The sequence below is a fragment of the Deinococcus frigens DSM 12807 genome (genome assembly GCF_000701425.1).
Taxonomy (GTDB): Bacteria; Deinococcota; Deinococci; order Deinococcales; family Deinococcaceae; genus Deinococcus; species Deinococcus frigens.
The window spans coordinates 17396-29298 of the sequence record NZ_JNIW01000047.1 but is presented as its reverse complement, the minus strand read 5'-3'; the positions used below and the strand labels follow the sequence as shown (position 1 = coordinate 29298).

General features: G+C 67.0%; 11 protein-coding genes and 1 pseudogene. 6 read left to right on the top strand and 6 right to left on the bottom strand.

Features of this window, described 5'->3' with window-relative positions:
• On the bottom strand, positions 1 to 815 hold an 815-nt coding region (locus Q322_RS0114650; RefSeq protein WP_029478656.1), incomplete at its 3' end, for an ATP-dependent metallopeptidase FtsH/Yme1/Tma family protein.
• Between the two features lie 509 nt (positions 816 to 1324).
• Between Q322_RS0114650 and Q322_RS0114645 the strand changes: the two genes are divergently transcribed.
• Positions 1325 to 3028, top strand: coding sequence for a copper amine oxidase (locus Q322_RS0114645; protein ID WP_051668634.1), 1704 nt, complete (start codon positions 1325 to 1327; stop codon positions 3026 to 3028).
• A 77-nt stretch (positions 3029 to 3105) separates the two neighbouring features.
• Here Q322_RS0114645 and Q322_RS0114640 read toward each other — a convergent pair whose 3' ends face one another.
• On the bottom strand, positions 3106 to 3522 hold the full coding sequence (locus Q322_RS0114640) for a pyridoxamine 5'-phosphate oxidase family protein (RefSeq protein ID WP_029478654.1): 417 nt from the start codon (positions 3520 to 3522) through the stop codon (positions 3106 to 3108).
• 222 nt (positions 3523 to 3744) lie between these two features.
• Here Q322_RS0114640 and mscL point away from each other — a divergent pair, with 222 nt between their 5' ends.
• Both mscL and Q322_RS0114630 read left to right on the top strand, forming a co-directional pair.
• Positions 3745 to 4137 (top strand): large conductance mechanosensitive channel protein MscL, encoded by a 393-nt coding sequence (gene mscL / locus Q322_RS0114635; RefSeq protein WP_029478653.1) that lies wholly within the window; start codon positions 3745 to 3747, stop codon positions 4135 to 4137.
• Positions 4138 to 4225: 88 nt separating this feature from the next.
• A complete protein-coding gene (locus Q322_RS0114630; protein WP_029478652.1) occupies positions 4226 to 5491 on the top strand; it encodes an aminotransferase class V-fold PLP-dependent enzyme in 1266 nt (421 codons plus the stop codon).
• A gap of 91 nt (positions 5492 to 5582) precedes the next feature.
• On the opposite strand, the gene Q322_RS24600 is transcribed toward Q322_RS0114630, so the two are convergent.
• Both Q322_RS24600 and Q322_RS21850 read right to left on the bottom strand, forming a co-directional pair.
• Entirely contained in the window at positions 5583 to 6452 is an 870-nt protein-coding gene (locus tag Q322_RS24600) for a TM2 domain-containing protein (protein WP_051668633.1), read from the bottom strand.
• A gap of 8 nt (positions 6453 to 6460) precedes the next feature.
• Positions 6461 to 7059 (bottom strand): annotated as a pseudogene (locus Q322_RS21850) (methyltransferase domain-containing protein).
• Here Q322_RS21850 and Q322_RS24595 point away from each other — a divergent pair.
• The 3 genes from Q322_RS24595 (at position 6949) to Q322_RS0114610 (ending at position 8747) form a co-directional block, all read left to right on the top strand.
• Complete coding sequence (locus Q322_RS24595) at positions 6949 to 7386, top strand: hypothetical protein (RefSeq protein ID WP_051668631.1); 438 nt, start codon at positions 6949 to 6951, stop codon at positions 7384 to 7386. The pseudogene Q322_RS21850 and the gene Q322_RS24595 sit on opposite strands and share 111 nt — an antisense overlap.
• Before the next feature lie 26 nt (positions 7387 to 7412).
• On the top strand, positions 7413 to 8021 hold the full coding sequence (locus Q322_RS0114615; RefSeq protein ID WP_029478650.1) for a carboxymuconolactone decarboxylase family protein: 609 nt from the start codon (positions 7413 to 7415) through the stop codon (positions 8019 to 8021).
• A gap of 69 nt (positions 8022 to 8090) precedes the next feature.
• On the top strand, positions 8091 to 8747 hold the full coding sequence (locus Q322_RS0114610) for a DsbA family oxidoreductase (RefSeq protein ID WP_029478649.1): 657 nt from the start codon (positions 8091 to 8093) through the stop codon (positions 8745 to 8747).
• A gap of 29 nt (positions 8748 to 8776) precedes the next feature.
• On the opposite strand, the gene Q322_RS0114605 is transcribed toward Q322_RS0114610, so the two are convergent.
• Complete coding sequence (locus Q322_RS0114605) at positions 8777 to 9946, bottom strand: GNAT family N-acetyltransferase (RefSeq protein ID WP_245593271.1); 1170 nt, start codon at positions 9944 to 9946, stop codon at positions 8777 to 8779.
• 19 nt (positions 9947 to 9965) lie between these two features.
• Complete coding sequence (locus Q322_RS0114600) at positions 9966 to 11732, bottom strand: ABC transporter ATP-binding protein (protein WP_245593270.1); 1767 nt, start codon at positions 11730 to 11732, stop codon at positions 9966 to 9968.
• Positions 11733 to 11903: the final 171 nt, after the last annotated feature.

Genomic DNA, 11903 nt, shown 5'->3' with positions numbered 1-11903 from the left:
CCGCCCTGCATCGAGACGCCGCGCTTGCGGCCCACCGCGTCGATCTCGTCAATGAAGACGATACAGGGCGCGCTCTTGCGCGCCTGCTCGAACAGGTCACGGACGCGCGCTGCGCCCACGCCGACGAACATCTCCACGAAGTCTGAACCGGAGATGGAGAAGTAGGGGACTTTGGCTTCCCCGGCCACCGCTTTAGCAAGAAGAGTCTTGCCGGAGCCGGGAGGACCGACGAGCAATACGCCGTGGGGGATGCGGGCACCGAGGAGGTGGTATTTCTCGGGCTGGCGGAGGAAATCCACGACCTCTTGCAAATCCTGCTTGGCCTCGTCGCAGCCGGCGACGTCGGTGAAGTTGAGCTTGATCTGGCCCTCGGCGATCACCGCAGCTTTGGACTTGCCGAAGTTGCTGGCGGCGTCGGTGCCCGAAGTCTGGCGGCTGCGCAGCAGCAAGATCACCAGACCCACGATCAGGGCCAGGGTCAGCAGCACGCTCAGCACGCCGAACACGCTCAGGCGGGAGGGGGCGGCGTAGGCCACCGTGACGCCCCGGCCCTGCAAGCGCGCCAGCTCGATCAGCGGATCGTTGGCCAGGGTGCGGGTGCGGTACTCCTGGCCCCCCTGAAGCTGACCGGTCACCAGCGCCGTGCCGTTCTGGAAGGTGATGTTGGCGCTCTGCACCTGGCCGCCGCGCACGCTGGCAGCGAAATCGGTCAGGGTAATGTCGTTGCCGCCGCCTCGCGGCAGGGTCAGGCTGACCACCACCAGCACCAGCAACACGCCGGCCAGCAGTCCCCAGCCCCACGGCAGCTTCTTCATGCGGGCCTGCTGGCGGCATCGAATTTTGCGCGGGGCGACATGCGCCCAGTCTATGTCGCACAGGGTGAAAGAGTTTGGAATGAAAGCGGACATTGACAGGCCTTGGCGGGAGGGCGGACCCGCCCCCAAAGGCCGCCGCCCCACCCGTTTGTCGCTGCTGCCCACCGGGCCTGCTATGGCTCAGGCCAGATCAATCAGTCAGGCGCTTTTCCTCCCCAGCGCAGTGGGCGGGAGAGGGGCCGGGGCCGCACACGGGCAGGGTGATGGCGGGGACCCATTCCTGCTCCTGCATCCGGCCCCCCCCACTGGGGGTAAATCAAGCGCTGCGCGTCCTGGACGACGGTCTTCACACCTGGCATGAAAAGCCGGGGAGACAATCCGCACAGATTTGAATCAAGTTGGCCGGGCATACTCCCCCGGTGCGCGCCGTCTCCCTTTTCGTTCAACCGTTGCTCCGGGGCTGTGCCCTGCGACTGCAACGCCCCAGATCTGCCCTGTACCTGAGCGCCGTGCTGTCTACGCTGGCCGCCCCCGCCCTGTCCACCACCGTGACTGCCGGATCGGTGCAGTTGACCTTTACGGTGGACGCCCCGGACCTGAACGTGAACGGCGACGCCGCGCGCTGGCTGGCCCCGCCCCGGCTGATCGGCGGGCGCACGCTGCTGCCGCTGCGCGAGACGGCGGCGCTGCTGGGCCACCCCGTGCAGGTGGGGGGGACCGGGCAACTGGGCCTGGGGCGCGTGATGGTGGCCCCGGACGGCACGGCCTCGCTGGCCGGGGTGCCGCAGCCCGCCGGGACCGCGCTGATCATTGACGGCGCGGTGTACCTGAGCGCCCGCACGCTGGCCGACGCCCTGGACGCCAACCTCAGCGCCGCCGACGACACGGGCCGGGCGCTGACCCTGACTGCCCTGCGCGACGGCGGCAACCCGCTGGCCCCACAGGCGCGGTTTTCCACCGATAAACTGGTCTACGCCCCCGGCGAGCGGGTGGTCTACACCGAGTACGCCTATGACCCGGACGGCGCGGACCTGACCTCGCGCAAGTGGGCGGGCCGCCAGGACGCTTTCTTTCAGCCCGGCACCTATGCGGTGGGCCTGAGCGTCACCAACAGCCGGGGCCTGAGCAGCGTGCCGTTCACGCGCACCGTCACCGTGCAGGGCGCGCCGCTGGACAGCCCGCTGACCTACGCCCTCAAGTACGCTGCTCCCGGTGACCGCTTTCTCGACGCGCAGGTGCTGAATTACCCCTCGGCAGCGGTGCTGCCAGTGGCCGGGACCTCCTTTCCGCTGATCTTCAGTGACAGCCCCGAAGTGCCCACCCGCAGCGGCGTGCTGTACCAGGACACGCTGGCGGGGCCGGTGCGGCTGCTTGCCTACCACCTCAACGGCTTGGGCAAACCCGCGCGGCTGTACGTGCTGGCCCGCAACATCGAGGACCGCCCGGTAGAGGTCCGCACGCTGCGCCAAGGCGAGACGGCCCCCACCCGCGTCGAGGGCCTGCTGGGGCAGGTCACGCTGCTCGATTACTTTGCCAGCACCGGCGGTCCACGGTTGACCCTGGCCCCCGGCCAGTCCGCCGCCGTCTACGCCAGTCCCACCCTGGGCGTGGGCAGCGGCGCGAATGTGATGCAGGACCTGACCGCCTCGGGCCGCGTGGAGCTGACCTTCCTGATGCTCGAAGACGGCCTGCCCCCCAGCGCACAGGTGGCCCAGCAGTTGCCCTACCTGCCCGGCGATGGCAAGCACGTGCGCGGCACCTTTCCTAATGCCGTGCGCCACCTGCGCGTCAATCTGGGCACGCTGCCCGCCCGCATCGTGATCGGAGACGGCCAGCTTGACCCGGCCATCGACGGCATCGACAAACTGACGAACCAGCCGGTGCGCCTGAGCGGCAATTACGGCGTCCTGTACGATCTGGAGGTCAACGGCGCGGCAGGCATGGCGGTGGCCCTCAGCCCGCGCGGCGGCCTGTACCGGGGGGCCATGAACGTGCAGGACGGCCCGCTGAGCCAGACCATCAAGCTGCCCAGAAGCGGCAATGCCATCAAGCCGCAGGAACCCGTGCTGCTGTGGCGCGCGGGATCGGACCGCCTCAACATCGACTTCATTCCGGCCAGCGGCAGCAATCTGCCGATCAGTCTGGTGTTTTACCGCAGCGGGCAGAAAGGCGTGAGCGGCCTGGGAGAGTTTCTCAAGACCTACCAGCCGTAGGCCCAGTCGGTAAAATCCAGGGATCTGAGAAAGCCAGCGTGAGGAGGCCCCCGCGCCGGCTTTCTGGTGGAGGGAGGCTACAGCTTGATCTCGCCCTCGTCCCCACCGTCCCAGTAATGCACGCGGGTGGCGCTGACCTGGATCATCACGATGTCGGGCGTGTCGATGCCGTCTTTGAACCACTGGTCCAGGTCCGGGGACCAGTGCTCTTTCATCTGCGCCTTGTCACGGCTCAGTTTGGCCTGGCCCTCCACGGCCACCGAGAAGCCCTGCTGCCCCATAAAGGCCAGCGAAACTTTGGGGTCCGCCTCGATCTCGCCCACGGTATGGGTGTTCTCGTTGGTGAAGTAATACGAGGTGCCGTCGTAGTCCACCTCGCCGTTGTTGCTCATGGGCCGCCCGGCGATATTGCCGTTTTCGGCGTGGGTAGAGAGCATGGCGATGTCGATTTTACGCATCTGTTCGGAAAGGTCAGCCAGCTTTTTATCTGCCATGCCGCCAGTCTGGAAGCGGCGGGGGCACGCTGAGTTCAGGTTGGCTAAACGCCGTTTTAGGTTCCGGCCCGCCAGTCACCGGAGACACACATTTCGCCGGGCCAGTGCGGTGGGCCTCAGCGGTACAGCCCGGCGCAATTCACGGGGGTTCGATAGGTGCGGCACAGCCAGAAAAAAGTGTCCAGATTTCCATTTCTCCGCGCAAGGTGGAAAGATTCGCGGATGGTCAGTGGATTCCAGAAGTTCCTGTTGCGCGGCAATCTCATCGATCTGGCGGTCGGGGTGATCATCGGGGCGGCCTTCGGCGGCGTGGTGACCGCCCTGACCAACGGCGTGATCATGCCCATCATCGGCATTTTCGGGGGCGTGCCCAACTTCGATGCACTGCAATTGACGGTGAACGGCAGCGTCTTCAAATACGGCACCTTCCTGACCGCGTTGATCAACTTCCTCATCACTGCCGCCGTGGTCTATTTCTTTGTGATCACTCCCTTTGCCCACCTGATGGAACGTTTCAAACGCCAGGAAAGGGAGGTGGTGGCCGAACCCAGCAACGAGGAAAAGCTGCTGGCCGAGATCCGGGACGCCCTGACGGCACCGCCGCTCAACCGCTGAGCCGGAGGTCACGGCGGGGCAGCCCGCCCTGCCGTCTGGTGCGGACAAGCCCCGCGTGTCCAGGCTGGGATGCGCGTAGCGTGCAGGCATGAGCGATTCGCCTGAAGCCGCCGATCTGCCCGCAAGCGCCGGCTGGAGTTTTGAAACTGCCGCCGTCCAGTCCAGCATTCCGCGCGGGCTGGGGCAGACGGTGGGCTTTCCCATCCACGCCGCCGCCGCCTTTCAGTTCGACACGCTGGAGCAGGCGCAGGAAGAGTTCCAGAACAACACCGGCCTCAGCTACGCCCGCCTGCAAAATCCCACCGTCCGCGCGCTGGAGGGCCGCATCACCGCGCTGGAGGGCGGGGCAGACACCGTGGCCCTCGCCAGCGGGCAGGCCGCCACCCTGACCGCCATCCTGAGCGCGTGCCGCGCCGGGGACCATGTGGTGTCGGCCTCCAGCCTGTTCGGCGGGACCACCGGGATGCTCAGCAACATCCTGCCGCTGATGGGCATCTCGGCCACGCTGGTGGACAACACCCCGGAGGCCGTACGCGCCGCCATGCAGGACAACACCCGGCTGGTCTGGGCCGAGATGATCAGCAACCCCGCCGGAGATATCGCGGACATCACGCCCTTGGCGCAGACCGCGCACGAGCGCGGGGCGCTGCTGGCGATCGACAACACCTGCGGCGGCGTGGGCTTTCTGTGCCGTCCGCTGGACCACGGCGCAGATATTGTGGCGCAGTCGCTGACCAAGTGGGCGGGCGGCCACGGCAGCGTCATGGGCGGCAGCGTCACCGTGGGCGCGCGGCACGGCCTGAGCCGCAATCCCATCTACACGGGGGGCGGCGAGACCAGCGTGCTGAAGGTGCGCGGGAACGCGGCCCTGGCGTGGCGGCAACGCTGGCTGGGCGCGAGCCAACTGGGCATGACCCTGGCCCCCCACAGCGCCTTTTTAATCGCGCAGGGTCTGGAAACGCTGGCGCTGCGGCTGGCCCGCGAGTGCGGGACCGCGCTGGAACTGGCGCGCTGGTTGCAAGCCCAGCCGGGCGTGGGCCAGGTCAGCTATCCGGGCCTTGAGGATCATCCTTTTTATGCCCAGGCGCAGCGCTACCTGAACAACGGCTGCGGCGCGGTGCTGGCCTTCGAGGTGCCGGACCCCGCCGCCTTCCTGTCGCGCCTGCGGGTGCTGCGCGTGGCCCCCAACCTGGGCGACGTGCGAACCCTGGTCGTCCATCCCTGGACCACCACCCACGGGCGCGTCCCCGAGGCCGCCCGCCACGCCGCCGGGGTCAGCCCCCAGACCATCCGCATGAGCGTGGGCGTGGAGGCGGTGGCGGATCTGAAGGCCGATATCGCGGCGGCGCTGTAGCGGGCACTGCTGTAGCGGGCACTGTAAAGGGCGGTCACACCGTCAGGCAGACGTTTGGACTTCTGGACTTCTGAACAGCCCCCCGCCTCCCTCACAGCCAGGGCTTCTTGCCCGCCAGATAATCCCGCTGAAAGTCTGCGTCGGATTTGGCCAGGTACAGGACGCCCTCGATCAGGCCCAGCAGGCCCAGCGCGCTGCTGACCAGGCCCGCCAGCGGCAGGGTGACCAGCAGGCCGAGACCAAGGGTCACCAGCCCGATCAGCAGGGCCACCACCCACACGCCGATGTTGGCCCCCAGGATCAGGATGCCCTGGGTATTCAGGCCCAGGTAGAACTTGTGGACGCCCAGGCTGCCCAGGAAGATGGCCAGCAGTCCGGCGATCAGGCGTTTCTGGGCCACGTCGCCCGCGTGGGTGAAGTCTGGAGAGTGGGTGTCTGGAGAGTACGGTGTGACGGGCCGTTCGTCGGCCCGGGGCAGGGTGGGCTGGGGCAGGGTGGGCTGGGGCACGGTGGGCTGAGGCCGGGGCCGCTGCGGTTCGCCCCAGGCGTCCAGGTCCGGCGCGGTGGGACGGGAACTGTCGGTCGGTGGGCTGCGGTGCGGTGCATCGGCGCTGGGCTGGGCATGAGCGCTGGGCTGGGCATGAGCGCTGGGCGGGGGCGGGCTGCCAGTCACACGGGAAATCCAGTCCTCGGTGGTGTCGGCTGGGGCGGAGGCGGGCCGCGCGGGTTCGGGAATCCGCAGATCGCCCGCCGGGGCCGGGGACTTGCTCAGGTCGGGTTTGCCCGGGTCCGGTTGTGGCGGACCGGACGTGGGGGGCTGCGCCTGCCCACCGCCGCCAGAACTGCCCAGCACGTCGTCCACCCAGGACGGCGCGTTGCCCGGCGGCCTGCTCCTGGCCTGCGGCTTCCCGCTGGCCTGGCTGCCTGCCGCCGGGGTTTTCTGATCGTCAGGGTTCGTCATGGTTCACATTACGTCCCGGACCGCGCCGGGGTTGCGTCCGTCAAAAGGGGCAGCCCGCCCCTACGCTGGCGGCGGACCTCGGGCGGTAGCGTGGCCAGCGGCGCGCCTTCCATTCCCGCCTCGATGTCGTCCCAGCGGTCCTGCGGTGTGGGGAGCAGGTAGGGCAGCTCCTGAAGGTCCACCGTGACCTCCCCGAAACCCGCCTCCCGCAGCAACCTCGCCGCCGCGTCCGGCGAGGGCAGGCGGCCCAGCGGCGGAAATCCCGGATGGACACCCACCATGCCCAGCGCCTCCCGCCAGCGTCCTGGCAAGTCGCCCATGAGTCCCTTGCCGTACGATGAAAAGGCCAGCCGTCCACCTGGACGCAGTACCCGCCGCCACTCGCGCAGGGCCGCGTCCATCTCCGGCACGAAGAACAGACCGGAGGCGCAGGCCACGCCGTCATTTCCGCGTCCGCGAAGGGCAACGCCGTCGCGTCTGCCTCCACAAATGCGAGGTGAAGCCGCCCCGCCGCCTTCTTCCGCGCCACCGCCAGCATCCCCGGCGACAGGTCCGCGCCCACCACCCGCCCGCCCGCGCCCACCGCATCGGCCAGCGCCAGGGCCAGCGCGCCGGTGCCGCACATCACGTCCAGCAGCGTTTCATTCGGCTGCGCCCCAAAACGCCCGGCCAGATACAGCGCCGTCAGCGGCAGAAAGCCCATGTGGTCATAGTGCGCCGAGAGGGCGTCGAACAGCCGGACATTCTGCGCGGTGCGTTCGTCTGGGTTCATGGTGGGTCCAGCTTAATCCTCGCGGTGGCCCTGGAGCATTTGTCAAAAGAGTGGTTGACTTTTGACCGAACAAAGTGGGTAAATTTCGCCGGGTATGTGGGACTGGCACAGCTCCGCAGGAGAGAATGGAAACATCGGGAGTTTCCTTTCCCGGTGCTGTAATTCGGACAAATACCCTAGACTGCCCCATGCCCTGGATTGAAACCGTCCCCTACGCCGCCGCCACGGGCCGCCTGAAAACCCTGTATGACCGCGTGAAGGGGCCGGGCAACAACGTGGACAACATCATGGCGATGCACTCGCTGCGGCCCCACAGCATGGAGGGGCATATGGCGCTGTACAAGGCTGCCCTGCACCACAGCGGCAACACGCTGCCCAAGTGGCTGCTGGAAACGCTGGGGGTCTGGGTCAGTACCCTTAATCACTGTGCCTACTGCGCCGAACACCACTTCGCCGGGCTGAGGCGACTGCTCAACGATGACGCGCGGGCCGACGCCATCCGGGGGGCGATTAAGGCCCGCGATCCCGACACCGCCCCGCTAACCGACGCCCAGAGACAGGCGCTGCGTTACGCCGAGAAGCTGACCCTCAACCTGTCCAGCGTCTCCGAGTCTGATGTGGACGCCCTGCGAGAGGCTGGCTTCAGCGACGGCGAGATTCTGGAGATCAACCAGGTCACGGCCTATTTCGCCTACGCCAACCGCACGGTGCTGGGACTGGGCTGCTCCACCGAGGGCGACGTGTTGGGGCTTTCACCAGGCAATTCCGGTGACGCGGAGGACTGGAACCATTCGTGATGGAGCGGCGGGGCGCGGGGACCGGGAGGCCTGACAGTCCACGCTCTGGCCCCGTGCTAGCGTCCCGGCATGACTAGTCCCAGCGCTCCATCCAATACCGTCTTCTTCGATTTCGTCTGCCCCTACGCCTGGCGCGGTCTGGAACTGGCGCAGGTGCTGCGAAAGGCGGGCGAGCAGGGTTTTAAGCTCAGGCACTTCTCGCTGGTCCAGGGCAACCACGCGGACAACGCCGGGCAGCAGGAGCCGGCGTGGTGGCTAACCGATCAGCCGGGCAATGAGGGCAACTCCTTTCAGCAGTCCAGCCTGCTGGCCTTCCTGGCAGCGGGGGCCGCAGCGCGGCAGGGCGAGGAGATGCACTGGGCCTTCACCCTGGCCCTGTTCCGCGCCGTCCACGAGGACAAGAAATCGCTGGACGAGGCCGCGATCATGGAGGCCGCGAACACAGCGGACCTGGATATGGACCAGTTTGCCGCTGACCGCGCCGACGAGGCGGCCCTGCGCACCAGCCTCCGCACCGATCTGGCCGAGGCCGCCGAGATCGGCATTTTTGGCACGCCCACCTTCATCCTGCCCGGCGGGGAAGCGGCCTATTACCGCTTCGAGAACCTGACCCGCGAACTGGACACCGCCCGCCAGTGGTGGAAGCTATACGGCGAGGTCCTGAACTCCGGCGCGGGCATCGCCACGGTCAAGCGCGCAAAGAACCGTCCGGCGAAGAAAACGTAAAGACCCCTCTGCTCACCCAGAGGGCTTTTTTATGGCCTCTGCCCCAGCCCCAGCGCCCGCGCCACCTCGCCGCGCGGCTGCTTCAGGCCGCTGCGAACCTCCATGTAGTCGCGGTACAGCGCGCCGAAGCTGAGGATCAGCACCGCCATGACGCCGTGATCGTCCACCGTCAGACCCTGCAAGCAAAAGCCCGCGCGCAGTTTGGGGACCAGCACGGCGTTGTTGGTGGCGTGGTGGTGGCTGCGGACCAGTTGAAAGCCCCTGGCCTCCAGTGCGGCCAGCACGGGCGGCAACACGCGGGAATACAGACCCCGGCCCTGGTGCGCGGGCAGCAGCGCGGTGTTGACCATGTAGGCGGTGCGGGCGTCCCACTGGCGCGAGTAGTGCCAGCCCACCACCTCGTTTTTAAAGCCGATCAACCAGGCGTAACGGGGGGATGCGGGCGGCTCCAGGCGGGCGGGCGTGGGCCAGTTCAGCGAGACGGTGCTGTACACGGCGTCCTCTAACCTCGTGTAAATCTCGTCATAGCTTTCGTAGGCAACGGGGCGCAGGACATAGCCGCCGCCTAAATCGGTGTCGTCCCCCTGACCTTCTGGCAAGAGGACGGCACCGGGAGAAGCCTTCTCAGCTTGAGGCGTGGAGGGCAGCCCCAGCCGCCGCGCAATCTCGCCCCGCGCCGCCTGGAAACCGCTGCGGACGTGCAGGGCCTCCCGGTAGGTGTCGTCCAGGCTCAGCGTCAGGGGCACGCTCATCCCGCCCTCGTACAGATTCAGACCCTGGATGAAAAATCCGGCGCGGAGCTTGGGAATGATCACGGCATTGTTGGTGGCGCGGTGGTGGCTCTGGACCAGCGTGTAACCCGCCGCCCGGAAGGTGTCCAGCAAGTGTGGCAGCAGGCGGGTGTACAGGCCGCGCCCCTGGTGTTCGGGTAGGATTCCCGTGTCGGCCATGTACACCGTGCGCTCGTCTTTCTGGTAAGCGAAGCTCCAGCCAATCAGGGCCTCGTCCATGTAAATACCCCAGGTAAACGTCTCGCCTAATGGGGGCGGCGCTTTGGTAGCAGGTCCGAAGGCGTAGAGGGAAGTGCCGCCGAAAATCTGCCCCTCCAGCCGGGCGCAGGCGTCGCGGTAGTGCGGCACGGAGATAGGGCGGGCAATGTAGCCATCGCCGAGGTCAAAAACGGGCATCTCAGTATTCAAGCATGCCTCCGTTCATCTGCTAGAGCCGCAGCCCCGTCGCCTGCAAGCGGGCATAGACGCCGCCGTGGGCCATCAATTCGGCGTGCGTTCCCTGCTCGGACAGGCCGCCCCCGGTCAGCACGACGATCCGCCCGGCGTTCCGCACGGTGGACAGGCGGTGGGCGATGACCAGCGTGGTGCGCCGCCGCGCCAGCCGCTCCAGCGAGTCCTGCACCAGAGATTCGGATTCGTTGTCCAGGGCGCTGGTGGCCTCGTCGAAGATCAGCACCGCCGGGTCTTTTAAAAACACCCGCGCGATGCTCAGGCGCTGCTTCTGGCCGCCGGACAGTTTGACGCCGCGCTGCCCGATATCGGTGTGGTAGCCGTGCGGCAGCGCCAGGATGAAGTCGTGCGCCCCGGCCTGCCGCGCGGCCTTCCTGATCTGGGCCTCGCTCGCGTCCGGGCGTCCGTACCGGATGTTGTCCAGCACGGTTCCGGCGAACAGGTACACGTCCTGCTGCACCACGCCAATCTGCCGCCGCAGAGAATCCAACTTCAGCCCTGTGATCGGCGTGCCGTCCAGCAGAATCCGGCCCCCGCTGACCTCGTAAAAGCGCGGAATCAGCGCGCAGAGGGTACTCTTGCCCACCCCGGACGCGCCCACCAGCGCCACGAACTCGCCCGCCCGGATGGTCAGGTTAATGCCCCGCAGCGCGGGCGGTAGGTCCGGGGCATAGCGAAAGGTGACGTTCTGGAACGTGATCTCGCCGCAGACGCCCCTGACCTCCAACGCCCCCGGCGCGTCCTTGATGCTGGGGGTGAAGGCCATCAGTTCCAGGAAGCGCTCAAAGCCGGTGACCCCCTCCTGAAGCAGCCGCGCGATGTTCACCAACCGCGAGACGGGTTCCAGCAGCAGGCCCACGCACAGCAGGTAGGTCACCAGTTCGTCCAATTGCAACGCCCCGCGCACGATGGCGAGGCCGCCGAAGGACAGCACGGCGATCAGCATCAGTTGCGAGAAGGCGGTCATGCCCTGATAGAAGTACACCTCGGCGCGGTATTCGGCGCGGCGGCTGTCCACAAACCGGGCGTTCTCGGCGTCAAAGCGGCGCTGCTCGGTGCTTTCGCCGGTGAAGGACTGCACCACGCGGATGCCCGCCAGGGTGTCTTCGGCCTGCGCGTTCACGTCGGCAATCCTGGCCCGGCTCCGCATCAGGGCGGCGTTCATGCGAATGTTGAAGAAGACCGCGTAGACCGCCATGATCGGCAGAAAGGCGAATAACAGCAGCGTCAGCTTGAGATTGATGCCCGCCAGGATAACGAATACGCCCACAAACTTCAGCAGCGCGATCAGCAGGTCCTCGGGGCCGTGGTGCGCCAGTTCGCCGATGTTGTACAGGTCATGGGTGAGGCGGCTCATCAGTTGCCCGGTGCGCTGCGAGTCGTGAAAGCCGAAGGACAGCGCTTGCAGATGCCGGAACAGGTCACGCCGCATGTCGCCCTCCATGCGCGTGCCCATGACGTGGCCCTGGTAATCCACGAAGGTATTGCAGACCAGATGCAGCGCCACCAACCCCAGCATCAGGGCACCGACGCGCGCCAGGTCCGAGAGCGCTTGCGGGCCAGCCTCGCCCAGGACCGTGCGGGTCACGTATCCGGCACACAGCGGAAAAACCAGGGTGATGCCCGCCACCACGAAGGCGCACAGCAAATCCAGCATCAGGATGTGGCGGTAGGGGCGGTAATACGAGGCAAAAATTTTCAGTCGGGCCAGCAAGGGCAGCGTGACTGGCGGAATCACCGACACACCCGGCGAGAGAAATGGGCGGCGGCTGGCTGGAAATATGCGGCTACAGCATGGGCGGGATTCCACCCTTCAGGAATAGGCATGAGGTGTAACGTCCTCCGAGGAAAGCGGCGATCTGGTTCGGGGCGGGCGTTACGCGATTTCTCATGGTGGGCCTCCTGAGGGTTGGTC